The sequence below is a fragment of the Mesoflavibacter zeaxanthinifaciens subsp. sabulilitoris genome, assembly GCF_014191595.1.
Lineage (GTDB): Bacteria > Bacteroidota > Bacteroidia > Flavobacteriales > Flavobacteriaceae > Mesoflavibacter > Mesoflavibacter zeaxanthinifaciens.
This window is the reverse complement of record NZ_JACHWV010000001.1, coordinates 410080-435837: the sequence shown is the minus strand read 5'-3', so window position 1 is coordinate 435837 and position 25758 is coordinate 410080. Positions and strand designations below refer to the sequence as shown.

Genomic DNA, 25758 nt, shown 5'->3' with positions numbered 1-25758 from the left:
AATTTTTAATTTGATGTAAAATATCCTTTCATAATTCCACGATGAGAATTTTTGATAAATTGAAGGATTTCGTCTCGTTCTGGAGTTGCTTCCATTTCAGCTTCAATAATTGCAGCTGCTTGAGAGTTATTATAATTTTTTTGATAAAGAATTCTGAAAATATCTTGAATTTCTCTAATTTTTTCGGTTGTAAAACCACGTCGTCTTAAACCAACAGAATTTATACCTACGTAAGATAGAGGCTCTCTTGCTGCTTTAACAAAAGGCGGAACATCTTTACGAACTAAAGATCCACCTGTTACAAAAGCATGATTACCAATTGAACAAAATTGGTGTACAGCTGTCATACCTGCTAAAACAACATAATCACCAATGGTTATATGTCCTGCTAAGGTACTATTATTAGAGAATATACAGTTGTTACCAACAGTACAGTCGTGTGCTATATGGCAATACGCCATAATTAAACAATTATCTCCAACAACAGTTTTCATTTTATCTGTTGTACCTCTATTTATAGTTACACATTCTCTAATGGTTACATTGTCACCAATAATAGTTAATGTGTCTTCGTCGTTATATTTTAAATCTTGTGGTACTGCAGAAATAACTGCACCAGGAAAAATGTTACAGTTTTTTCCTATTCTAGCACCTTCCATGATGGTTACGTTACTACCTATCCATGTACCTTCTCCAATTGTAACATTATTATGGATAGTAGCAAATGGTTCTATAACTACATTTTTTGCAATTTTCGCTCCAGGATGAACGTATGCTAATGGTTGATTCATTTTTTAGTCGTTTTTAACTTTAGTTATTTGCGCCATTAATTCGGCTTCTGCACATAATTTACCGTTTGCATAAGCGTAACCTTGCATATGACAAATACCACGACGTATTGGTGTGATTAATTCGCATTTGAAGATTAAAGTATCACCTGGCATTACTTTTTGTTTGAATTTAACGTTATCCATTTTCATGAAAAATGTTAAATAATTTTCAGGATCTGGTACAGTACTTAATACTAAAATACCACCGGTTTGCGCCATAGCTTCTACTATTAAAACACCAGGCATTACTGGTGCACCAGGAAAGTGACCTCTAAAGAAGTCTTCATTCATGGTTACATTTTTTGCTCCTATTACATATTGATCTGTAAGTTCAAAAACTTTATCTAATAATAAGAATGGCTGTCTATGTGGTAACATATCCATAATTTGATTAACATCCATTAAAGGTGTTTGATTTAAATCAACTTTTGGAACATTGTTACGTCTTTCGTTTTTAATTAATTTAGACATTTTTTTTGCAAATTGTGTATTTACAAAATGTCCTGGTTTATTAGCTATAACTTTCCCTTTTATATGTGTTCCTATTAAAGCTAAATCTCCTATAACATCTAACAATTTATGTCTGGCTGCTTCATTTGGATGATGCAAGGTTAAGTTATCTAAAATACCATTTGGTTTAACTGCTATAGTATCTTTGTTAAATGCTACTTTAAGTTTTTCTATAGTGTTAGGTGATATTTCTTTATCTACATAAACAATTGCATTGTTTAGATCGCCACCTTTAATTAAACCGTGTTCTAATAAAGATTCTAATTCGTGTAAAAAACTAAAAGTCCTTGAACAAGAAATATGATCTTTAAAATCTGCCATTTTATCTAAAGTAGCATTTTGAGTTCCTAAAACTTTAGTTCCAAAATCTACCATTGTTGTAACCTTGTAATCTGAAGCTGGCATAACTAAAATTTCGCTACCAGTTTCTTCATCTGTATAAGAAATAACGTCTGTAACTTCAAATACTTCTCTTGTTGCTTCTTGTTCTACAATACCTGCTTTTTCTATAGCTTCTACAAAAAACTTAGACGAACCGTCCATTATTGGTGGTTCAGAATTATCTAATTCTAATAAAGCATTATCAATACCCATTCCTACTAATGCTGCTAAAACATGCTCGCATGTCTGTATTGTTACCCCATTTTTTTCTAAGCAAGTACCGCGCTGTGTATTAGTAACATAGTTAGCGTCTGCTTCAATTACTGGAGCGCCTTCTAAGTCTATACGTTTAAAAGCAAAACCAGCATTTTCTGGCGCTGGCTTAAAGGTTAATGTTACATCTTTACCTGTGTGTAAACCAACACCTGTAAGAGATATTTCACTTTTAATGGTTTTTTGTTTGACGTCTGTATTAATTATTGCCATTATTGTTTTTTTCTAAGTCGTTTACAGTTTTAACTATTTTTGGTAAGTTTTTAAAATATACATAAGATTTATTAAAATCACCGTAAGATAGTGCTGGTGAACCTTGTAATACTTCATTGTCTTTTACATTTCTGCCTATACCAGATTGTGCTTGTATTTTTACATTATTACCAATGGTAATATGTCCTACAATACCAACTTGACCACCAATTTGGCAATTTTCTCCAATTTTAGTCGAACCAGCGACACCGGTTTGTGCAGCTATTACGGTGTTTTTCCCTATTTCTACGTTGTGAGCTATTTGTATTTGGTTATCTAACTTTACGCCTCTTCTTATAATTGTAGACCCTAAGGTAGCCCTATCTATAGTTGTTGCTGCTCCTATGTCTACAAAATCTTCTAATATTACGTTACCTATTTGTGGTACTTTAGAATATTCTCCGTTTTCATCAGGTGCAAAACCAAAACCATCTGCGCCAATTATGGCTCCAGAATTAATCACACAGTTTTTACCTATTATCGATTCTGAATATACTTTTGCTCCAGAAAAAACAACCGTATCGTCTCCTATAGTTACATTGTCTCCTATGTAACTACTAGGAAAAATTTTTACATTATTACCTAAGGTAACATTATTACCTATATAAGTAAATGCACCAATGTAAATATTATCTCCTTGATTTACATTATCTGAAATAAAAGAAGGTTGCTCTATTCCTGATTTATTAAGCTTTACTTGATTGTAATATTCTAATAATTTAGAAAATGCTTTATAAGCGTCTTCTACTTTTATTAGTGTACAACTAAGGTCTTGTTCTGGTATAAATGTATTGTTTACAATAGCAATTGATGCTTTTGTAGTATATATATAATGTGTGTATTTAGGGTTTGCTAAAAAGGTTAATGCACCTTCTTCCCCTTCTTCTATTTTTGATAATTTAGAAACTTCTACTTGAGGATTTCCCTCTACGACACCTTCTAAAATACCAGCTATTTGTTCTGCTGTAAATTTCATTATTGGCAAAAATAGAAAAAATGAATTAAAGTTTCTGCTTTGGATAACATATATAATGTTTTGTTACCTTTTTTGATAGCGCTTTTAAATTTAATTGGTCAGAAGCTTTAACTACATCATCAACTTTTCCAGACTTGTAAAGAATCTTTATATTCTGCTTACTTCTTGTATATGCCTGATTACTTATTTCTCCTTTAAATACAAAATACTTCGCTTCATCCTCTGTAATATTATATTTATCCATTAAAGATTTTAAGTGAGTAGATAAAATGTCTTCTTTTATTGGTTTCTTCTTTATTTTAACTTTAAGTAGTTGTCTATCAATTATCATTTCACATAGATTACTCAACACAAAATCTTCATGATGCTGCCAAGATTTCATTGCAGAAATGATATCATAATCATCTAATTTTGCAAAAGTATCTAAGCAATTATCATCAAATTCGTTTAATGTTATTTCATTTTTCAAGAAAAACTGTAATGGTTTACTAGCTTCTAATTTTACGCCTTGCCTACTTAGTTCTTTTGCTCTTTTTAAAACTCTTATTACAAGCTGTTCTGCTACTAAACTTGTTTTATGTAAATAGACTTGCCAATACATAAGACGTCTTGCTACTAAAAATTTTTCGACACTATAAATACCTTTATGTTCAATAACCAGCTCATCATCTTTTACATTAAGCATTGTTATTATACGTTCGCTATTTATATTTCCTTCAGAAACACCTGTATAAAAACTATCTCGTTTTAAATAGTCTGCTCGGTCCATATCTATTTGGCTAGATATTAACTGAAGCATAAACTTACGATGATAATCGCCTTTAAAAATCTTTATGGCTAGTGTTAAATCGCCGTTAAATTCTTCGTTTAACTTTTGCATAAAAAGCACAGAAATTTCTTCATGAGATACACCATTTACTATGCTGTGTTCCATTGCATGAGAAAATGGACCATGACCAATATCATGTAACAAAATAGCTATATAAAGCGCTTCCTCTTCTTCTTTATAGATTTTAACACCTTTAAAACGAAGTACTTGCACCGCTTTTTGCATTAAATGCATACAACCAATAGCATGATGAAATCTAGTATGATGCGCGCCAGGATATACCAAATATGACAAACCCATTTGCGAAATACGTCGCAACCTTTGAAAATATTTATGCTCTATTAAATCAAAAATTGTCGAGTTTGGTATAGTAATAAATCCGTAAATTGGATCGTTTAATATTTTAAGTTTGTTTATTTTTCTCAAACTAAATCTTTACATTATAATTAGATAACAAATATACATGAACAATATAAATATTCTTTGGGTAGACGACGAAATTGATTTACTTAAACCACACATCATATTTTTAGAACAAAAAAACTACAATGTTACAACTTGTAATAGCGGTACAGAAGCATTAGAAATTTTAAATGAAAAGAATTTTGACATTGTTTTTTTAGATGAAAATATGCCAGGACTAACAGGACTTGAGACTTTAAATGAAATTAAAGAAATAAAAGATACCATTCCTGTTGTAATGATTACCAAAAGTGAAGAAGAATATATTATGGAAGAAGCTATTGGTAATAAAATAGCTGATTATTTAATAAAACCTGTCAATCCAAATCAAATACTATTAAGTTTAAAGAAAAATTTAGACCACTCAAGATTGGTTAGCGAAAAAACAACTTCTAATTACCAACAAGAATTTAGAAAAATAGCAATGGATCTTGCTATGGTTAATAGTTATGAAGATTGGGTTTCATTATATCAAAAACTGATTTATTGGGAAATTCAACTAGAAAATATTGAAGACCCAAGTATGTTTGAAATCCTAGAATCTCAAAAAAACGAAGCCAACATACAATTTGGTAAGTTTATAGATAAAAATTACCCTACTTGGTTTCAGCCTAACACAGACGCACCAATATTATCTCATACGCTTTTTAGAGAAAAAATTGCTCCAGAACTTAGTAAAGAGCAACCTACATTACTTATTGTAGTAGATAATTTAAGGTATGACCAATGGAAAGCATTTGAGCCAACTGTAGCTAATCATTATAAAAAAGAAAATGAAGAAGCATTTTATAGCATTTTACCAACCGCTACACAATATGCTAGAAATGCTATTTTCTCTGGGCTAATGCCAGCCGATATGGAAAAACTTCATCCAAATCTTTGGAAGAATGATACAGATGAAGGAGGAAAAAACCTATATGAAGCAGATTTTTTAGAAGCCCAAATCAAAAGATTAGGCTTAACACACTTAAAACATGAGTTTTACAAAATTACAAACCTTAAAAGCGGTAAACAATTAGCAGACAATTTTAAAGGTCTTAAAGATAACGATTTAACTGTTGTTGTTTATAATTTTGTAGACATGCTATCTCATGCAAAGACAGATATGGAAGTTGTAAAAGAACTAGCCTCTAATGATAAAGCATATAGATCCTTAACCCAAAGTTGGTTTAAAAACTCACCTTTATTAGAGATGATTCAACAAGCACAACAACTTGGTTTTAAATTAATCATTACAACAGATCATGGTACTATAAATGTTAAACATCCTTCAAAAGTAATTGGAGATCGTGACACCAGCTTAAATTTACGATACAAAACAGGACGAAGCTTAAGCTATGAAGAAAAAGATGTTTTAGTTGCAAAAGACCCAAAAACAATACACTTACCTTCTATTACGATGAGTAGCTCTTTCATTTTTGCTAAAAGCGATTTGTTTTTTGCATATCCTAATAATTACAACCATTATGTTAGTCATTATAGAAACACTTATCAACATGGTGGTGTGTCTTTAGAAGAAATGATTATTCCTTTTGTTGTACTAAATCCTAAATAAGCTAATTTTGCAAAAAAAATAATAGTGAATTTTACATATACATTAGATCAACTAGAAGAGGCTTCTAATTTTGTTTTAAAAAATGCTAAATCCAAAATCATCCTTTTTGATGGCGAAATGGGTTCAGGAAAAACCACTCTAATTAAAAAACTTGTAAAGCAACTAGGAAGTCAAGATACTGTAAGCAGCCCTACTTTTTCTTTAGTAAACGAATATGAAACAAATGATAATATTATTTATCATTTTGATTTATATCGCGTAAACGAAGAAGAAGAGCTTTATAATTTTGGAATAGAAACATACATATATAGTGATAAGTATGTTTTTGTTGAATGGCCTGACTTATTAAAAACAATGTTACAAGAAGAGTATACAGTTTTAAGTTTTATAACCACTAACAATAGCTCTAGACAAATTAAATTGACTAACACTAAATAAAAAATCTCTTCTTTTTTTAACAAAAAAATGTATTTTTGGTGCGTTTGCGGTTTTAACCACAACAAAAAATTGGAAAAATATATTTTTTAACATTATTTTAACATTTAGCTTGAAATCATATTAGTTTTCAACATACTTTAGCGGTATTAATTAATTAAATCCCTAACATTATGAAAACTAAAAAGTATGTAATTGCCTTAGCAATTTTTGGTGGCGTTTTATTCACTGCACAAGCGACAAATCTTATTGATTTAAATGAACAACAAACAACAGAAATCGACAGGAGTAAAATCAAAGTTCCAACTCACGGATAATAAAAGTTTTATATTAGGTACAATTGTAGCAACAATGATTGCTATTACACCGTATCTTTTTTATTCTTACGAGAGTGTTCCAGACAGAAAAATCTGGGACACTTTTTTGTTTACTTACGATAGCAAATATTATGGAAGTGCTTTAGCTGGTGTTTGGACAATAATGGGGAAGTTTATTCCGCTTTATTTGTTGATAATATGGTTTTTCACCTGTAGACACTGGTGGTATCATGCCCTAATAATTCCTATTATAATGTATATATTTCAACTTATTAATGTTATAAATGAAGACTTACAGTATGTTGATAGCAATCAATTTAAATACCTAATTATAGCTATGGCTATTGTTATTCCTTCAATTTACTTAATAAGAGCTAGAATATTTCATAAAATAAATTCTGTTAATAAATCAATACAAGAATTAGAGGATGAATTAACTTTTAAACCAAAATCGCTTTGGGGAAAAATTAAGCAGTATTTTTAATGTTTAGCAATTACAATTTATTTCGTAATTTGTTTCATATTTAAAAACTGACTTATCAATGTCTAAATCCATAACGCCGTTTTCTAAAGCACAACTTATCCCTCAAGAAGAAACTTTAGAAATTTATAAGCATAAAAGCGAACTTTTTATCGGTATACCAAAAGAGACTGCTTTTCAAGAAAAACGTGTATGCTTAACTCCAGATGCTGTTTCTGCTATAGTTAATAATGGACACAGAGTTCTTATAGAATCTGAAGCTGGTCTTGGCGCTAATTTTTCTGATAAAGATTATAGTGAAGCTGGTGCCGAAATTACAAAAGATACAGCTAAAGTTTATAGTTGCCCTATGATTCTAAAAGTTGAACCACCAACTTTAGAAGAATTAGATCTAATAAATCCTCAAGCAACACTTATCTCTGCGTTACAAATAAAGACTCAAACTAAAAAATATTTTGAAAAACTAGCAGCAAAACGCATAACAGCACTAGCTTTTGAGTTTATTAAAGATGATGTAGGTGCTTACCCTGCTGTTAGAGCTTTAAGCGAAATTGCTGGTACAGCATCTGTACTTATAGCATCAGAACTATTAAGCAGCTCTAGTCAAGGTAATGGTCTAATGTTTGGTAATATTAGCGGTGTTCCTCCTACAGAAGTTGTTATACTAGGTGCAGGAACTGTTGGCGAATTTGCAGCAAGAAGCGCTATAGGATTAGGAGCTAATGTAAAAGTATTTGATAATTCTATAACAAAATTACGTTGCTTACAAACTAACTTAAATCGTACAATATATACGTCTACTATTCAGCCTAAATATTTAAGTAAAGCTTTAAAACGATGCGATGTTGTTATTGGTGCTGTAAGAGGAAAAGATAGATCTCCTATCATAGTTACAGAAGCAATGGTTGAAAACATGAAAAAAGGCTCCGTAATTATAGATGTTAGTATTGATATGGGAGGTTGTTTTGAAACCAGCGAAATTACATCTCATAACAAGCCAACATTTAGAAAACACGATGTTATTCATTATTGTGTCCCTAATATTCCTGCAAGATATTCTAGAACAGCTTCTGCTTCTATCAGTAATATATTTACACCTTATTTATTAAAAATAGCAGATGATGGCGGTCTTGAACATGCCATTAGATTTGATAAAGGTTTAAAAAACGGTCTTTACTTTTATCATGGAATTTTAACTAGTCGTGCAGTTGGAGAATGGTTTGATTTAAAACATAGCGATATTAACCTTCTTATTTTCTAAAAATACTTTTAGAATTTATTATTTAAGTGAAATCATTTTACGAATTTTGCTCAAATTTTAAACTACATGAAATTTATTCACAGATTAGGATATTACCTTGGTGGTTTTGCTATCGGATTAGTATTATTAGCTTTTTTTTTAAACGGAAGTAAAACGTCTTGCCAATATGATTATGGTCCAGAATCTAGAGTGTTGAAAGATATAAATAATAAAGTGTTAAAATACTCAGAAGATAGTCAAATTTTACTGCAAAATAAAGAAATTGATACTACTACCATAAAAAACATACTAAAAGAAGGAGATGTTGTTTTCTCTAAAAGTGAACCAAGAAAAGAACCTTGCGGCATTTATCATATTGAAAAAGAAAAGGATAATAAAACTATTATCCTTACTGTAAAAAACTGTAAAAAAACTGTCACTTTGCAATCAATAAAGATTAAAGATTAAGCATTTTTTCTTCTCTGTCTTTCTTTTTTAATTAATGTTAATTCTCTACTAGTTTGTCCTGCAACAGATGTATTTTCTTCTGCTCTTCTAATCAAATAAGGCATAACATCTTTAACAGGTCCAAACGGTAAATATTTAGCAACATTATATCCTTTAGCTGCTAAATTAAAACTAATATTATCGCTCATACCGTAAAGCTGTCCAAACCATACACGATTATCTTTTATATCAATATTTAAAGTCTCCATAAGTTCCATTGCAATGTAGTTACTAATTTCATTGTGTGTTCCTATGAAAACTGAAATATCATCAATGTGATGTAAAATAAAAGTTAAGCAGTCATTAAAATTAGCATCTGTAGTTGCCTTATCTTTACAAATTGGACTTTCGTAGCCTTTTTCTTCTGCACGCTCTCTTTCTTTTTCCATGTAAGCGCCTCTTACAATTTTATAACCAAGCTTAAATCCTTGCTCTTTTGCTCTTTTATGAGAAGCTTTTAAAAACTCCAACCTATCATGACGATAAGTTTGTAAAGTATTATAAACTATAGGAACATCTGTATTGTAAGTTTTCATCATTTCTTCAGCTAACTCATCTGCAGCATCTTGCATCCAACTTTCTTCACCATCTATTAAAACTTCTACGTCTTTCTGTTTTGCCAAACTACAGACGTCATGATAACGTTGTACTATTCTATCCCATTCTTTTTGTTCTTCTTCTGTAAATGGTTTTCCTTCTCCTTTTTTCTGAAATAAGTAAAAACGACCAAAACCAGTAGGTTTAAATACAACTATTGGCATAGCTTCTCTTTCTTCACAAAATCGAATTATTTTAATGATTTTTTGAGCTGCGTCATCAAAATGAGATTCTACTTCTTTTCCTTCTACAGAGTAATCCAAAACAGAGCTCACTTTAGCTTCATACATCTTATCTATAACATCCAAACAATCTTCTTCACTTACTCCACCACAAAAATGATCAAAAACAGTTGCTCTAATAAGACCTTCGATAGGTAAATGAGCTTTTAAGGCAAAGTTTGTTGCTGCTGTACCTATTCTAACTAACGGTTCGTTAGCTATCATTTTAAACAAAAAGTAAGCACGATCTAATTGAGAGTCGCTTTTAAGTTTAAAAGCTATCTCTGTATTTTCAAAAAGTTTTTTATCAACCATTATCAAAAAAATTATGTGCAAATATAAATGAACTATAATAGAAATTATTTAAAAAACTCCTTATTTTTACACTTCATTTTACACAATATGACAGCTATCCAAACACAAGATTACACTATTAATTTTAATCAAAAATCTTACGATAATCTTAACCAACAAATAAATAATAAAAATTACTCTTCAATTTTCATCTTAACCGATAGTAATACTAATAAACATTGCTCATCACAACTTTTGACCAATATAAATACAGATATTAGAATTGAGATTTTAGAGATTGAGCCTGGAGAACAGCATAAAAACCTAGATACTTGTAGTAGTTTATGGAAAGCTTTAAGCGAACTTGGAGCAGACAGAAAAAGCTTAATGATTAATTTAGGTGGTGGCGTTGTTACAGATTTAGGTGGTTTTGTTGCATGTTGCTACCAACGTGGTATTGATTTTATAAATATACCCACTACCCTATTATCTATGGTAGATGCGTCTATTGGAGGTAAAAATGGTGTAGATTTAGGAGCTTTAAAAAACCAAATAGGCATAATAAAAACACCTGTTATGGTTTTAATTGACACCTCATTTTTAAACAGTTTACCACAACGCGATTTGCGTTCTGGATTGGCTGAAATGATTAAACATGGACTAATAAATAACCCAAAGCATTATAGTGATTTACAAAACTTATCTAATTTAACACTTGAAGATTTAGATTGGTTAATTTATGACTCTATTAATGTAAAAAAAGAAATTGTTGAAAAAGACCCAACAGAGCAAAACCTAAGAAAAACTTTAAATTTTGGCCATACACTTGGTCATGCTATAGAATCCTACTACTTAAACCAAGTAGACAAAGCTTTACTACATGGTGAAGCGATAGCTATAGGAATGGTTTTAGAAAGTTTTTTATCACACAAAATACTTGGGTTAGACATTAATTCTGTCGAAAAAATTAAGTCATTTTTAATTAAAACATTTGGTCAACCTAAAATTGACCCTAAAGACTTTGAAGGAATTATAGGGCTTATGAAACATGACAAGAAAAACGAAAATGGTAAAATTAAATTTGTGCTTTTAGAAAATATAGGAACCTGTAAAATTAATCAAGAAGCACCTAATGATTTGGTTATCAAATCTTTTGAATTTTATAATAATTAACACCTTTATATTAAAATAAATTGTAATTTTAAATACTTTACTTTTTACATGACTACACTAACCTCTTAATTATCAAGTTATTAGGTATGAAAAAAGTTATTATCGATTACAAAAAATTAACACCTGAAGTATTACAATTACTTACAGAAAAATTTCCTGATGGTTATGGAGATGATGATATTATCAAATTTGATGATCATCACAACCACAGTATTGAAGCTATTGAAGTAAAAACAAAAGATGCTATTTATCTTGTAAAAGTTAGTAGTAAACTACACTACACTATGACAAATTTTGATAGCAATTTAGATTTTACAACTAATAGCGACGGACATGTTGTGATGGATTTTAATAAAGACACAACACTGTGTAATGATATCGTTTTAATTGATGAGGAAGAATAAAAAAAAACGCTTCAGATAATTATACCTGAAGCGTTTTTAATATTTTAAAAATGAAAAAAGCTTAAAGCTCATTAAAAATACTGTGCATTAAACGCTTTTTATCATTAATACTTTCTTCCATAGATATCATTGTTTCTGTTCTATAAACACCTTCAATATCATCTAGCATAAAGATTACATCTTTTGCGTGTTCTGTATTTTTTGCTCTAATTTTACAGAATACATTAAATTTTCCTGTAGTAATATGTGCAACAGTAACAAAAGGTATTTCGTTTATACGCTCTAAAACAAAAGTAGTTTGCGACGTGTTTTGTAAAAAAACTCCTACGTAAGCAATAAAAGAATATCCTAATTTTTTATAATCTAAAGTTAAAGAAGACCCTTTAATAATACCTGCATCTTCCATCTTTTTTACTCGTACATGAACTGTACCAGCAGAGATTAATAATTTTTTAGCGATATCTGTAAAAGGAACTCTTGTGTTATCGATTAACATGTCAAGAATTTGATGATCAATTTCGTCTAATTTAAACTTTGCCATTTTATTGAATTAATAGATTTTAGGCAAAAATAGTACAAAATCTTTGATTATTCTGTATTTTAAACAAAGATTTTTAGTGTTTTAATGATTTTTTCACATTATTCACAAAAACGAAATCGTTTTCGTAACCTTCATATAACTGTTCCTTATTTACTGTCCTTACCTCTAAATTATTGGCTTCAATCCATTTATGAGCAAAAAAAGAATCATTTTTAAAAATTTTCTCAACTTTAGGAATAAAATTCAGTTTATTATCAATCAATTTTTCTTGAAATTGAATAACTACATCTTTAATTTCTCCGTCTATTAATGCGTCTTTTATAATAACATCATAAAATAGTTTTTGATTTTCTGGTATATCAAAATAAGCCTTATAATTGTCACCTTTTATATCTTCCTTAGTTATACTTAATAACCCTGCTATTATAGCTTGATATGTAAATCGTCTTACTTCTTCCCTATTATAGTCATCTTTGTAATGTCCAGCTTCATATAAAATTGTTGGAGTTTGTTTCATTTGAAAGCTATCACCAACACAATTAGCATTAAAACCGTCATCATAACGACCAATTTGATTAGGTAACTCGGTTTGCATAAAACTATTAATCGAGGCTATAATCTGCATAGCTATAGCTCTTGTGCTATTAATATCTCTTTCTTTGTTTACTGCTGGAGATAAAAAAGACAATGTTGCTACATTATTTGTTTTACCTGCACTAAATATGGTACGTTGTCCATGTAAATTAAAACAAAAGTCAGGTTTAAAAGCATTATAACAATCTAACAGTACTTTACTTTCTGGTTGTGATAAATCCTGAGCGTCTCTGTTTAAATCTACATTATTAGCATTTAGTCTAGTATAAGCTTTAGCTCCATCAGGATTAAGCATGGGTATTATTTTAATAGTACAGCATTTTAATATATCATCAAAATAATTGTTTTTAAAGCTGTTTAATAAGTCAAAAATTGCTTTGGTGGTTGTAGACTCGTTACCATGCATTTGCGACCACATTAGTATTTTTTTTGGTCCATTACCAATAGTTATAGAATAGATCTTTTGATCTAATACAGAACGTCCAATAATTTCAGTTATAAAATTTGAAGGTAATTTATCTATTAAAGGAGCTATGTCATTTAATGAAATATAACGCCCAAATAAAGTGTGTTCTTTATCTTGTTTATGTCTAGTGTTTAAGTCTGTTATTGTCATATTAAATTTTATACGTTACAAATGTAAACAAACTAAACTTTACAAATGTAAACAACATAATTTACAATTGTAATTTACGTTTGTAAACATCTGTAATCAATATTAAAAGGCTTTTTAATTAAGAAAGTAGATGAAAGCTCAAACAAATAAAAATCACTTATTGATTATTGTTTATCAGTTATTTATACTGTTTATTTAAAGTTTAACTTTAAATATTTTAACTGTAAATAAGCAATAATATTTACATAATTAACTATTTTTTTACAATTGTAACATTGAAATTTGAACTTCTTTGTTTACATTTGTATCACTATGATAAACAATACAGAATTTGCTAAAAGACTTCAAAAAGTCATAGATTATTACGGTGAAAGTGGCTCTTCTTTTGCTGAAAAAATCGGTGTGCAACGCTCAAGTATTTCACACATACTATCTGGAAGAAACAAACCAAGTTTAGAATTTGTTTTAAAAGTCCTATCCTCTTATCCTGAAGTAGAATTGTATTGGTTGTTAAATGGCAAAGGAAATTTTCCTGCTGAAAAAAATTCAACAGAAATTAAATCTGAAATTCCTACTCGACCAGAATCACAAAATTTATTTTCTGAAGTTGAAGAGAAAACTCAAGAAACAAATTCGACTTCAATTTCACGAATTGAACAAAATTCAAAAAAAGAAATTGATCGTATTGTGATTTTTTATAAGGATGGTAGTTTTCAAAATTTTGAGAATTCGTAACTAAGTCCATAAAATTTTCAAATACGAAAGTTATAAGTAGGTGAAAAATTATACGATTTTAATAAGCTAGTTTTGTAATTTTGTAGTAAATATTTTTTTATGAAACATTTTATCCTTTTGCTTTTAACATTAAGTCTATTTAGTTGTTATCAGGTTGAAAGAAATTGTAAAGATTTTAAAACAGGTAAGTTTACTAGTGAAGTAACCATTAATGATAAACTGTATAAGTCTACATTTTTTAGAAATGATACGCTACAAGTAGAAACTTACGAAGGTAAAACCGATAGTTCTTCTTTGCGATGGATTAATAATTGCGAAGTTATTTTTAAAACTATAAATCCAAAGAGTATGGCAGAGCAAAAAGATATTCATTTAAAGATATTAACCACAACAGATTCTACTTATACCTTTGAATATTCTTATGTTGGCGAATCTAAAAAACAAAAAGGTATAGCTTATAAACAACAATAACCATGATAGAGTTTTTAACCTCTAGTGATGCCATTTTTGCATTACTAACGCTTACATTTTTAGAGATAATTTTAGGAATAGACAATATTGTGTTTATCTCTATCGCTGCAAATAAACTTCCTGAAGAACAACGTGGTAAAGTCACAAATATTGGATTATTATTAGCAATGGTACAAAGAATAATCCTTTTGTTTTTTGTGTCTTTTTTAGTTGGTTTATCTAAGCCTTTTTATACTTTAGATTTAAATTGGATGCATTTAGAGTTAAGTTGGCAAGCTATAATTTTATTTGCTGGAGGATTATTTTTAATCTATAAAAGTACTTCTGAAATAAGAGAAAAAGTCTCTGATCCAAAACATGATGAAGATGAAGTTAAAGGCAAAGCTATTAAATCTTTACAACAAGCTATTATACAAATATTAATTATAGATTTTATTTTCTCTATAGATTCTATTTTAACAGCTGTTGGTATGACTAATGGTTTATCAGACAATCACAACTACAATTTAATTTTAATGATAATTGCGGTTGTTATTTCAATAATAATAATGATTGGTTTCGCTAATAAAATTAGACGTTTTATAGACAAAAACCCAAGTATACAAATACTTGGGCTTTCTTTTTTAATCTTAATTGGATTTATGCTAATTACAGAAGCTGGACATTTATCTCACACAACTTTCTTTGATAAAAAAGTTGGTGCAATACCTAAAGGATATCTATATTTTGCTATTGCATTTTCTTTATTTGTCGAATTTTTGAATCAGAAAATAAGCAAAAAACCTACTAAAAAAGTGTAGGTTGACCGGAATCATCAAGGTTACTTCCTTCTTCTAAATCTTCTGACGGTTTTGAAGAAACATCTTCTTCGTCTATTACATCAATGGTATCTGCTGGAACGTCTTCTGGCGCTTCATAAGGTAAAGGATCTAAAAGACTTATTTGGTTAACCTTATCTTTAGTTAATTGATTACCAAGTGCATTTATACCTTTAATTGCTATAAATTCTTCTAAATTAACTTGAAGATTTTCCTTTCTATCTTTACCTCTTTCTTTAGTAAATTCTACTTCCGCCATAGGTTTCCAATCGGTAGACACAATTTCTAATTGTGATTTTGGATGTTCTGATATAAATAAATCTTCTTTGCTTTCGTTTTCAATTAAAAAACGTTTTACGTAGTAACGTTCTTTATCACCATCATAATAAATTGCTGAAATTGGCTTTTTAGGTATCCATTTTTCCAAAACAATCATATCGTCATCAAAATGCGCTGTTACTTCTGGAATTATAGTTTTTACATAACCACGTTGGTTGATTACTAATAGTCGATCTTCACCTCTAAATTCACCTAACAATTCTCCTCTACCGTCTACATTTAAACGCTGTACTGTATCATCAAACCATATTTTACGTGGTTTTAACGTAGACACACCTTTTTCTTTTAATTCTATTTTTTTGATAGCATATTTGGTGACCAAATTACCTTTACTTGCACGACCTTTTATTAAAATGTCTGCAAAATCTATATCCCATTTAAGTTTTTTAATACTTCCAACTTGTCTTAAAAATACCGAAATGACTTCGGCTTCTCCATTAGGGTTTGCAGAGAAATACCAAACTTTACTCGATTTATTTCCATTAGTTAAGTCGTACTCTTTATCTCTAGTCATGGAAGTTACGGCAAAACGTTTGATATACGAAGGTCCTTTGCTTCCATCGCGATAAATCATATTGTAAATAGTACGCTTGTCTTTCTTTTTAAAGACTGCAACGTGAATAATATTTTTACCGATAAAGGTTTTACTATCTACTTTAGTGACCATCATTTTACCTTCGGCAGTAAACACAATAATATCGTCTATATCACTACAATCGCAAACATACTCGTCTCTTCTTAACGATGTACCAATAAAACCTTCTTCTCTATTTACGTAAAGTTTTGTATTTCTAATCACCACTTTTGTAGCATCTACATCTTCAAAAGCGCGTAGTTCTGTTTTACGCTCTTTACCTTCGCTATATGTTTCTTTTAAGCGTTTAAAGTACGCTATTGCGTAATCTATTAGGTTAGCTAAATGATGTTTAACTTCGGCAATTTGATCTTCTAAAGCATCAATTTTTTGTTGCGCTTTATCGATATCAAATTTAGAAATTCGTTTAATTCTAATTTCGGTTAAACGTACAATATCTTCTTCTGTAATGGCACGTTTTAAATGTTTTATATGTGGTTGAAGTCCTTTGTCTATCGCTTGGATAACGCCTTCCCAAGTTTCTTCTTCTTCAATATCACGATAGATACGGTTTTCTATAAAAATACGTTCTAACGATGCAAAATGCCACTGCTCTTCAAACTCGTTAAGTTTGATTTCTAATTCTTGTTTTAATAACTGAACTGTGTTGTCTGTACTACGACGTAACATTTCAGAAACACCAATAAATAACGGTTTGTTATCTTCAATCACACAGCCTAATGGCGAAATAGAGATTTCGCAATTTGTAAATGCGTAAAGTGCATCTATAGTTTTATCTGGTGAAATTCCTGACGGTAAATGCACCAAGATTTCTACTTCTGCAGCAGTATTATCTTCTATTTTTTTGATTTTGATTTTACCTTTGTCGTTCGCTTTTAAGATAGAATCTATTAACGACGATGTTGTTGTACCAAAAGGTACTTCGGTAATTACCAATGTGTTTTTATCGTATTGCGAAATTTTTGCACGCACACGAACTTTTCCGCCACGCATACCGTCGTTATAATCGCCACAATCTGCAATACCTGCTGTTGGGAAATCTGGTAAAATTGTAAAACGCTTACCTTGAAGATGCTTGACAGACGCATCGATAAGCTCTATAAAATTATGTGGTAATATTTTTGTTGATAATCCTACTGCAATACCTTCTCCGCCTTGTGCTAACAATAACGGAAACATTACTGGTAAATTGATTGGTTCTTTACGTCTACCATCGTAAGATGCTTGCCATTCCGTAATTTTTGGATTATAAACTACATCTAAAGCAAATTTAGAAAGACGCGCTTCGATGTAACGTGATGCTGCTGCGCTATCTCCGGTAAGGATATTTCCCCAGTTACCTTGTGTATCAATTAACAGGTCTTTTTGACCAATTTGTACCATAGCATCTGCAATACTGGCATCTCCATGCGGATGATACTGCATGGTATGACCAACAATATTAGCTACTTTATTGTAACGACCATCATCTAAGTCTTTCATGGAGTGCATGATACGACGTTGCACTGGTTTAAAACCATCTTCTATTGCTGGTACTGCACGTTCTAAAATAACATAAGACGCATAATCTAAAAACCATTCTTTATACATACCAGTAATCCTGGTAATGGTTTCGTTTGCGTCTTGGTTTTGGTCGTTTGTTAAGTCTTCGTTTTCTTCTTCTGCCATATTGTTATTCCTGTCTAAAGGAAATTATTTATTTAGACTTAAATATAAGTTTTAATTATTCGATAGTTAAATAATATTCTACATCTATCAATTCAAAAGTATTTGATATACCTGTTGAATGCGGCTCTTCAACATCATATGTAATAACACAACTTGAATTTGCATCAATTGATGTACAAGAATTTATGCCATAATTAGTTGAAAATTGGATATTATCTGAATTAATAGTTATTCTTTGTATACCTTCTACTGGTTGGTCGCTAAGGTTATTTAATTGAATTTCAAATTGTAATCTAGACGTATTATTACCTGTGTTTTGTGTGTATTCAAACTGAATTACATTATAGCTAAAGTCTTCTAATTTTTGAGGTTCTATTTGTTCTGCACTAGTTGGCTCTGAAAAATCACAAGGCACTTCTTGTTCTGTGTTATAGCTGTAAGATGCTCCGTCAAGAATATAAAACTGAGTTATGGTTATTGTTTTTGTGCAACTTTGAATTGAATCTTCGTTTTCATCGTTAGAAGAACAATTAAAACATAAGAATAAAACAAATAATAAATTTAATATAGCTTTATATTTCATCCTACTTCTCTTCTATTAAATCCATTTCAACCTTTAAGTTATCTATAATAAACTCTTGTCGCGATGGTGTGTTTTTACCCATGTAAAAAGACAATAATTCTTCTATAGACATATTATCGTCAAGCATTACAGGATCAAGTCTTATATCGTCACCTATGAAATGTTTAAATTCGTCTGGACTAATTTCACCTAAACCTTTAAATCGTGTAATTTCTGGTTTTGGCTTTAGTTTTTCTATAGCGTTACGACGTTCTTCTTCACTGTAACAATAAATAGTTTCTTTTTTGTTTCTTACCCTAAATAATGGTGTTTGTAAGATGTAAAGATGTCCGTTTTTAATAACTTCTGGAAAAAACTGTAAGAAAAAAGTAATTAACAACAGTCTAATATGCATACCATCTACATCGGCATCGGTTGCAATTACGATGTTATTGTAACGTAAATCTTCTAAAGATTCTTCTATATTTAAAGCTGCTTGAAGTAGATTAAACTCTTCGTTTTCGTAAACTATTTTTTTGGTTAAACCGTAACTGTTTAACGGCTTTCCTTTTAAACTAAAAACCGCTTGCGTATTAACATCTCTAGATTTTGTGATACTTCCCGAAGCCGAATCTCCCTCAGTTATAAACAATGTAGTTTCTAGATTTCTTTCGTTTTTTGTATCACCAAAATGCACACGACAATCTCTTAATTTTTTATTATGAAGACTTGCCTTTTTAGCACGATCTTTAGCTAATTTTCTAATACCAGAAAGCTCTTTACGTTCACGTTCGGCTTGTAATATTTTACGTTGAAGCTTTTCGGCTGTTTCTGTATTTTTATGTAGAAAGTTATCTAAGTACGTTTTGATAAAATCGTTAACATAAGTTCTAACGGTTGGTAAGTCTCCACCCATATCTGTAGAACCTAATTTTGTTTTAGTCTGACTTTCAAAAACTGGTTCCATTACCTTTATGGCAATTGCAGAAACAATAGACTTTCTAACATCTGAAGCATCGTAATTTTTACCATAAAAATCTCTGATAGTTTTTACAATAGCTTCTCTAAAAGCATTTAAATGCGTTCCTCCTTGCGTTGTGTTTTGTCCGTTTACAAAACTGTTGTAATCTTCGCTATATTGTGTTTTACTGTGCGTTATTGCTACTTCAATATCGTCACCACGTAAGTGTATTATTGGATAAAGTTGATCGTCTTCTTTTATTTTTTCTGAAAGAAGATCTTTTAATCCATTTTCACTAAAGTATTTTTCGCCATTAAAAACTATGGTTAAACCTGGATTTAAGTACACATAGTTTTTAAGCATTTTTGCTACATACTCATGACGAAACTTGTAATTTTTAAAGATAGTTTCGTCAGGAATAAATGAGACTTTTGTTCCTTTTCGTCTTGACGTTTCTTCTAAAAACTCTTGATCTACAAGGTTTCCTTGCTCAAAATCTGCAGATGCACTTTTACCATCACGTGATGATTCTACTCTAAAATATGTTGATAAAGCGTTAACTGCTTTTGTACCAACACCGTTAAGTCCTACAGATTTTTTAAAGGCTTTAGAATCGTATTTACCACCGGTATTCATTTTAGACACGACGTCTACAACTTTTCCTAATGGAATACCACGACCATAATCGCGAACGATTACTTTATTACCTTGTATGGAAATCTCAATGGTTTTTCCTGCGCCCATAACAAACTCGTCTATCGAGTTGTCTAATACTTCTTTAAGCAGAATGTATATACCGTCGTCTGGCGAAGATCCATCACCAAGTTTACCAATATACATACCAGGTCGCATACGGATGTGTTCTTTCCAGTCTAACGAGCGTATATTGTCTTCGGTATAATTTGTTTGTTCTGACATAAATTTAGGTGCAAAATGTGAGATATGTTGCTAATATAATACAACCCAGTAAAAAATGAAATAGTAGACTATGAAATTAATTAACAATATATTTTGATAAGTTGGAATATAATTTTTCTGACACGAATTTCACGAATTTTCAATCATTCGCTTGTGTTTTCATTTTAACTCAGTCACTTCTAAACAAAAAAACGAGATGAATTTTCATCTCGTTTTTAATGTCTTAAATCTTAATATCTAATTGTGAAGCAATCTAAAATGTTAATTACACATTAAATCTAAAATGCATCACATCTCCATCTTTTACGATGTATTCTTTACCTTCAACACGCATTTTACCAGCTTCTTTTACTTTAGCTTCGCTACCAAACTCAACATAATCATTATAAGCAATAACTTCTGCTCTAATAAATCCTTTTTCAAAATCGGTATGAATTACTCCTGCTGCTTGTGGTGCAGTTGCACCTACATTTACAGTCCAAGCTCTTACTTCTTTAACTCCTGCAGTAAAGTAGGTTTGTTGGTTTAATAATTTATAAGCAGAACGGATTAATTTTGCAGATCCAGGTTCGTCTAATCCTATATCTTGTAGAAACATTTGGCGCTCTTCGTAATCATCTAATTCATTGATATCTGCTTCTGTGCCTACTGCTAATACTAAAACTTCAGCATTTTCATTTTTTACGTTTTCACGTACTTTTTCAACATATTCATTACCAGAAACAGCACTACCTTCGTCTACATTACACACATACATTACTGGTTTTTCTGTAATAAACTGTAATGGTTTTACGTAAGCTTTATGGTCTTCTTCAGAAAAATCTAAAGCTCTAATCGATGTTCCTGCCTCTAAAGCTTCCTTAATTTTTAATAAAACAGCTTCTTCTTTTTGAGCTTCTTTATCGCCTGTTTTTGCAGCTCTTTTTACTTTGTCAAGCTTTTTTTCTACTGTTTCTAAGTCTTTTAATTGCAGCTCTATATCTATAGTTTCTTTATCTCTTATTGGATCAACACTACCATCTACATGAACAATATTATCGTTATCAAAACAGCGTAACACGTGTAAAATTGCATCTGTTTCTCTAATATTTGCTAAAAATTGATTACCTAAACCTTCTCCTTTACTAGCTCCTTTTACTAATCCAGCGATATCAACAATTTCTACTGTTGCTGGTAAAACACGTTCTGGTTTTACTAAACTTTCTAACTTTTCCAACCTTGGATCTGGTACATTTACCACACCAATATTAGGCTCTATCGTACAAAACGGAAAGTTTGCACTTTGCGCTTTTGCATTAGACAAACAATTAAATAAAGTCGATTTTCCTACGTTTGGTAAGCCTACAATTCCTGCTTTCATTGTTATATTTTATTTTTAACGAGTGCAAATGTACACATTAATCCAATAAAAAATCCCAAGTGTTAACTTGAGATTTTAAATTTTTAGATAAATATTATGTTATCCATCAGGATGCATAAATTTTTGTTTACCAAGTAAGGTTTCTTCACTTTCTACGTGATCATCATCAGGAACACAACAGTCTACTGGACATACAGCAGCACATTGTGGCTCTTCATGAAAACCTTTACATTCTGTACATTTATCAGGGACAATGTAATAAATCTCATCACTTAAAGGCTCTTGCGCCTCATCTGCATCAACTTCTTTTCCATCAGGTAAAACCAATTTACCTTCTAAACTTGTTCCGTCTTTATATCTCCAATCGTCAGCACCTTCGTAAATTGCAGTGTTTGGGCATTCTGGCTCACAAGCTCCGCAGTTTATACATTCGTCTGTTATAATAATTGCCATAGCGTAATTTCGTTTTTGTTTACTTAACTTTGTACAAAAATAAAGCCAAAAATACGGTTATACAAATTATAATGGGTAACAAATATTACATAACTACAGCTTTCGCCGAATTAGGCCAATTTTTAAGCCAATTTACTACTAAAGGAATTGAAAAAAAAGAAAATGTTCTACATAATGACTTGTTTTTTGATGGATTTAAACATCAAATAAAATTAGCCAAAGAACATAATGGCTGGTTTACTGAAAACAATATTTTATTCGCTTTAGAAGGCTGGGCTAATTTATTGACTGAAAACAATTTAAAGCAATGGTTATTAAGTTATAATTTAAACGAAGTCAAGCCAAAAAAAGTAGCTATTATAATGGCAGGAAATATCCCTTTGGTTGGATTTCATGACTTTTTAAGTGTTTTAATCACTGGACATGATGTGTTGGTAAAGCAATCGTCTAACGATAAACACCTTTTACCTTTTTTAGCTAAATATTTAGAATATGTTTCTCCTGAATTAAAAGGAAAAATAACATTTACCGAAGACAAACTTCAAGATTTTGATGCTGTGATAGCAACAGGTAGCAACAATACTGCTAGATATTTTGAGTATTATTTTAAAAATAAACCATCAATAATTAGGCAAAACAGAAACTCGGTAGCAGTTTTAACTGGTGATGAAACTGAAGATCAACTTAATGCCTTATCAGAAGATATTTTTAGATATTATGGGTTAGGCTGTCGCAACGTTTCAAAACTATTTGTACCAAAAGACTATAATTTTGATAGCTTTTTTAACGTGATGTATAAATGGCATCCTATAATTGAAGAGGCTAAATACGCTAATAATTATGATTATAATAAAGCAGTCTATTTAATGAGCGAATTTGACATGCTAGAAAATGGTTTTTTAATGATTAAAGAAGACCAAAGCTACGCATCTCCTATCGCAACTGTTTTTTATGAATACTATGATAGTTTAGAACAACTTCAAAGCAAGCTAAACATTGATAAAGATTTAATTCAATGTGTTGTGTCTAAAGGGCTAACCGAAAACGATGTAGATTTTGGTATGACCCAAAAACCACAACTTTGGGACTATGCAGATGATATTAATACTATTGAGTTTTTGTTAAAAATATAGTTGATAAATTATCATATTAATAACATTTTTTACAGTATTAATTAGCACCTTTGTAATGCTAAACAAACTATATATACTGTAAATCTCTTACAGTGTATGCATAAAATATTAAAAAATGCAAAGACACAATTTTAGCGCAGGACCATGCGTATTGCCTCAAGAAGTATTACAAAAAGCCTCTCAAGCGGTTTTAGACTATGACAACGGATTATCTTTAATTGAAATTTCTCATAGAAGTAAATCCTTTGTAGATATTATGGAGCAAGCAAGATCTTTGGCTTTAGAATTACTTGGTTTAGAAGGCAAAGGTTATAAAGCTTTATTTTTACAAGGTGGTGCAAGTATGCAATTTTTAATGGTTGCTCAAAATATGTTAGAAAAAAGAGCTGCGTATCTAAATACAGGAACTTGGTCTGACAAAGCTATTAAAGAAGCTAAAATCTTTGATGACATTATTGAAGTTGCGTCTTCTAAAAATGCTAATTACAATTATATCCCTAAAGGATACGAAATCCCAGAAGATTACGATTATTTTCACTGTACATCTAACAATACCATTTTTGGAACACAAATAAAAGAGTTTCCAAACTCACCAATACCAATGGTTTGTGATATGAGTTCTGACATATTTTCAAGAACCTTAGATTTTTCAAAATTTGATATTATTTATGCTGGTGCTCAAAAAAACATGGGTCCTGCTGGTACTACTCTAGTTATAGTAAAAGAAGATGTTTTAGGTAAAGTATCACGCAAAATACCTTCTATGTTAGACTACAAAGTGCATATTGAAAAAAGTTCAATGTTTAATACGCCTCCAGTATTTGCAGTATATACTAGCATGTTAACATTACAATGGTTAAAAGATTTAGGAGGTATTAAAGCAATTGAAGAAGAAAACGAAAAGAAAGCGCGATTAATTTATTCTGAAATAGATTTAAATCCTCTATTTAAAGGATTTGCTGCTAAAGAAGATCGTTCTTACATGAATGCAACTTTTACATTAACAAACGACGATTTAAAAGAAACTTTTGATACCATGTGGAAAGAAGCTGGTATTAACGGACTTAACGGACACAGAAGTGTTGGTGGTTACCGTGCAAGTATGTATAATGCTTTATCACTAGACAGTGTTAAAGTATTAGTAGAAGTTATGAGCGAATTAGAAAGTAAAGCTTAATCATTTTTAAACAGAAAAAGAAAATATAATAATGAAAGTATTAGCAAACGATGGTATATCAAATAGCGGAATCGAAGCTTTAGAAGCTGCTGGATTTGAAGTTAATACCACTACTGTAGCACAAGAACAATTAATAAATTATATTAATAACAATAATATAACTGTACTTTTAGTAAGAAGCGCAACAAAAGTTAGAAAAGACATCATTGACGCTTGTCCAGAACTAAAAATAATAGGTCGTGGTGGCGTTGGTATGGATAATATAGATGTAGACTATGCACGTAATAAAGGTATACATGTAATCAATACTCCTGCAGCATCTTCTCATTCTGTTGCAGAACTTGTTTTTGCTCACCTTTATGGTTTAGCAAGATTTTTACATAATGCCAATAGAGACATGCCTTTAGAAGGAGACACTAAATTTAAGGCATTAAAAAAAGCTTATGCTAAAGGAACAGAATTAAAAGGAAAAACACTAGGTATTATTGGTTTTGGGCGTATTGGACAAGCTACAGCAAAAGTAGCTATTGGAGCAGGAATGAAAGTAATTGCTTTTGATCCATTTATTGAAAAAGCCGATTTAGAATTAGAGTTTTTTAATGGTCAAAAACTAAATTTCGATATTAAAACTGTGTCTAAAGAAGAAGTTATCAAAAACTCAGACTTTTTAACACTTCATGTACCGGCACAAAAAGAATATGTGATTGGTAAAGACGAATTTGATAAAATGAAAGAAGGTGTTATTATTGTAAATGCAGCTCGTGGTGGTGTTTTAGATGAAATCGCTCTAGTTAATGCTATTGAAAGCGGAAAAGTAGCAAGAGCAGCACTAGACGTTTTTGAAAAAGAGCCTCAACCAGAAATTCAATTATTAATGAATAGTAGCTTATCTTTAACTCCGCATACTGGTGCAGCAACTAACGAAGCACAAGACAGAATTGGAGTTGAGTTAGCAGACCAGATTAAAAGCTTGCTTTTAAACGATTAAAATTTACTTTTTATCGGTTTTCTTTTAAAAAATTTATTAATTAAAGTCTCAAGAATAGCTTGGGACTTTTTTTTTGTAATTTACAATCACAA

At 30.6% G+C, this 25758-nt stretch carries 26 protein-coding genes; 14 read left to right on the top strand and 12 right to left on the bottom strand.

What is annotated here, in order from left to right:
- Nucleotides 1-5: 5 nt before the first annotated feature.
- The 4 genes from lpxA to FHS04_RS02030 are packed head-to-tail and all read right to left on the bottom strand — an operon-like array spanning nt 6 to nt 4477.
- Complete coding sequence (gene lpxA / locus FHS04_RS02045) at nt 6-791, bottom strand: acyl-ACP--UDP-N-acetylglucosamine O-acyltransferase (protein ID WP_027878969.1); 786 nt, start codon at nt 789-791, stop codon at nt 6-8.
- Nucleotides 792-794: 3 nt separating this feature from the next.
- A complete protein-coding gene (locus FHS04_RS02040; protein WP_027878968.1) occupies nt 795-2207 on the bottom strand; it encodes a bifunctional UDP-3-O-[3-hydroxymyristoyl] N-acetylglucosamine deacetylase/3-hydroxyacyl-ACP dehydratase in 1413 nt (470 codons plus the stop codon).
- Nucleotides 2194-3222: a UDP-3-O-(3-hydroxymyristoyl)glucosamine N-acyltransferase gene (lpxD, locus tag FHS04_RS02035; protein WP_106677808.1), complete on the bottom strand. Its 1029-nt coding sequence runs from the start codon at nt 3220-3222 to the stop codon at nt 2194-2196. The genes FHS04_RS02040 and lpxD overlap by 14 nt, the downstream gene beginning before the upstream one ends.
- A gap of 25 nt (nt 3223-3247) precedes the next feature.
- Nucleotides 3248-4477 carry an HD domain-containing protein gene (locus FHS04_RS02030; RefSeq protein WP_106677810.1) on the bottom strand — a complete coding sequence of 410 codons (1230 nt, stop codon included), beginning with the start codon at nt 4475-4477 and terminating at the stop codon, nt 3248-3250.
- Nucleotides 4478-4514: 37 nt separating this feature from the next.
- Here FHS04_RS02030 and porX point away from each other — a divergent pair, with 37 nt between their 5' ends.
- The 6 genes from porX (at nt 4515) to FHS04_RS02000 (ending at nt 9009) form a co-directional block, all read left to right on the top strand.
- Nucleotides 4515-6068, top strand: a complete 1554-nt coding sequence (gene porX, locus FHS04_RS02025) for a T9SS response regulator signal transducer PorX (protein ID WP_106677812.1) — start codon at nt 4515-4517, stop codon at nt 6066-6068.
- A gap of 24 nt (nt 6069-6092) precedes the next feature.
- Complete coding sequence (gene tsaE, locus FHS04_RS02020; protein ID WP_106677813.1) at nt 6093-6506, top strand: tRNA (adenosine(37)-N6)-threonylcarbamoyltransferase complex ATPase subunit type 1 TsaE; 414 nt, start codon at nt 6093-6095, stop codon at nt 6504-6506.
- Nucleotides 6507-6676: 170 nt separating this feature from the next.
- Nucleotides 6677-6820, top strand: a complete 144-nt coding sequence (locus FHS04_RS02015; RefSeq protein ID WP_181256111.1) for a hypothetical protein — start codon at nt 6677-6679, stop codon at nt 6818-6820.
- Nucleotides 6821-6854: 34 nt separating this feature from the next.
- A complete protein-coding gene (locus FHS04_RS02010; protein ID WP_244906268.1) occupies nt 6855-7304 on the top strand; it encodes a hypothetical protein in 450 nt (149 codons plus the stop codon).
- 58 nt (nt 7305-7362) lie between these two features.
- Entirely contained in the window at nt 7363-8562 is a 1200-nt protein-coding gene (locus FHS04_RS02005; RefSeq protein WP_027878962.1) for an alanine dehydrogenase, read from the top strand.
- 66 nt (nt 8563-8628) lie between these two features.
- A complete protein-coding gene (locus FHS04_RS02000) occupies nt 8629-9009 on the top strand; it encodes a DUF4258 domain-containing protein (RefSeq protein ID WP_106677821.1) in 381 nt (126 codons plus the stop codon).
- Here FHS04_RS02000 and FHS04_RS01995 read toward each other — a convergent pair.
- The gene (locus FHS04_RS01995) at nt 9006-10181 is read right to left on the bottom strand and encodes a proline dehydrogenase family protein (protein ID WP_106677825.1); all 1176 of its coding nucleotides are present in this window, start codon (nt 10179-10181) and stop codon (nt 9006-9008) included. The genes FHS04_RS02000 and FHS04_RS01995 overlap by 4 nt on opposite strands.
- Before the next feature lie 87 nt (nt 10182-10268).
- On the opposite strand from FHS04_RS01995, the gene aroB reads away from it, so the two are divergent.
- Nucleotides 10269-11333, top strand: coding sequence for a 3-dehydroquinate synthase (aroB, locus tag FHS04_RS01990; RefSeq protein ID WP_106677828.1), 1065 nt, complete (start codon nt 10269-10271; stop codon nt 11331-11333).
- A gap of 86 nt (nt 11334-11419) precedes the next feature.
- A complete protein-coding gene (locus FHS04_RS01985; protein ID WP_106677831.1) occupies nt 11420-11737 on the top strand; it encodes a hypothetical protein in 318 nt (105 codons plus the stop codon).
- Between the two features lie 61 nt (nt 11738-11798).
- On the opposite strand, the gene FHS04_RS01980 is transcribed toward FHS04_RS01985, so the two are convergent.
- Entirely contained in the window at nt 11799-12278 is a 480-nt protein-coding gene (locus tag FHS04_RS01980) for an Lrp/AsnC family transcriptional regulator (RefSeq protein ID WP_027878957.1), read from the bottom strand.
- Nucleotides 12279-12351: 73 nt separating this feature from the next.
- Entirely contained in the window at nt 12352-13488 is a 1137-nt protein-coding gene (locus tag FHS04_RS01975) for a M14 family zinc carboxypeptidase (protein ID WP_106677835.1), read from the bottom strand.
- Between the two features lie 312 nt (nt 13489-13800).
- Between FHS04_RS01975 and FHS04_RS01970 the strand changes: the two genes are divergently transcribed.
- The 3 genes from FHS04_RS01970 (at nt 13801) to FHS04_RS01960 (ending at nt 15494) form a co-directional block, all read left to right on the top strand.
- A complete protein-coding gene (locus FHS04_RS01970) occupies nt 13801-14223 on the top strand; it encodes a helix-turn-helix domain-containing protein (RefSeq protein ID WP_027878955.1) in 423 nt (140 codons plus the stop codon).
- 99 nt (nt 14224-14322) lie between these two features.
- Entirely contained in the window at nt 14323-14694 is a 372-nt protein-coding gene (locus FHS04_RS01965) for a hypothetical protein (RefSeq protein WP_027878954.1), read from the top strand.
- 2 nt (nt 14695-14696) lie between these two features.
- Complete coding sequence (locus FHS04_RS01960; protein ID WP_027878953.1) at nt 14697-15494, top strand: TerC family protein; 798 nt, start codon at nt 14697-14699, stop codon at nt 15492-15494.
- Here the strand turns inward: FHS04_RS01960 and FHS04_RS01955 are convergent.
- From FHS04_RS01955 to FHS04_RS01935, 5 genes are all read right to left on the bottom strand, one after another.
- Nucleotides 15481-18114, bottom strand: coding sequence for a DNA gyrase/topoisomerase IV subunit A (locus tag FHS04_RS01955; protein ID WP_106677838.1), 2634 nt, complete (start codon nt 18112-18114; stop codon nt 15481-15483). The two genes, FHS04_RS01960 and FHS04_RS01955, sit on opposite strands and share 14 nt — an antisense overlap.
- 55 nt (nt 18115-18169) lie before the next feature.
- Nucleotides 18170-18697, bottom strand: a complete 528-nt coding sequence (locus tag FHS04_RS01950) for a hypothetical protein (RefSeq protein WP_106677840.1) — start codon at nt 18695-18697, stop codon at nt 18170-18172.
- A 1-nt stretch (nt 18698) separates the two neighbouring features.
- Entirely contained in the window at nt 18699-20555 is a 1857-nt protein-coding gene (locus tag FHS04_RS01945) for a DNA topoisomerase IV subunit B (RefSeq protein ID WP_027878950.1), read from the bottom strand.
- A gap of 265 nt (nt 20556-20820) precedes the next feature.
- Nucleotides 20821-21915 (bottom strand): redox-regulated ATPase YchF, encoded by a 1095-nt coding sequence (ychF, locus tag FHS04_RS01940; RefSeq protein WP_106677843.1) that lies wholly within the window; start codon nt 21913-21915, stop codon nt 20821-20823.
- Between the two features lie 99 nt (nt 21916-22014).
- On the bottom strand, nt 22015-22368 hold the full coding sequence (locus tag FHS04_RS01935) for a 4Fe-4S dicluster domain-containing protein (RefSeq protein WP_106677846.1): 354 nt from the start codon (nt 22366-22368) through the stop codon (nt 22015-22017).
- A gap of 71 nt (nt 22369-22439) precedes the next feature.
- Between FHS04_RS01935 and FHS04_RS01930 the strand changes: the two genes are divergently transcribed.
- The 3 genes from FHS04_RS01930 (at nt 22440) to FHS04_RS01920 (ending at nt 25666) form a co-directional block, all read left to right on the top strand.
- Nucleotides 22440-23501: an acyl-CoA reductase gene (locus FHS04_RS01930; protein ID WP_106678299.1), complete on the top strand. Its 1062-nt coding sequence runs from the start codon at nt 22440-22442 to the stop codon at nt 23499-23501.
- Between the two features lie 115 nt (nt 23502-23616).
- Entirely contained in the window at nt 23617-24678 is a 1062-nt protein-coding gene (gene serC / locus FHS04_RS01925) for a 3-phosphoserine/phosphohydroxythreonine transaminase (protein WP_027878946.1), read from the top strand.
- Nucleotides 24679-24709: 31 nt separating this feature from the next.
- Nucleotides 24710-25666 carry a D-2-hydroxyacid dehydrogenase gene (locus FHS04_RS01920; protein WP_106677848.1) on the top strand — a complete coding sequence of 319 codons (957 nt, stop codon included), beginning with the start codon at nt 24710-24712 and terminating at the stop codon, nt 25664-25666.
- The last annotated feature ends 92 nt before the right edge of the window (nt 25667-25758 follow it).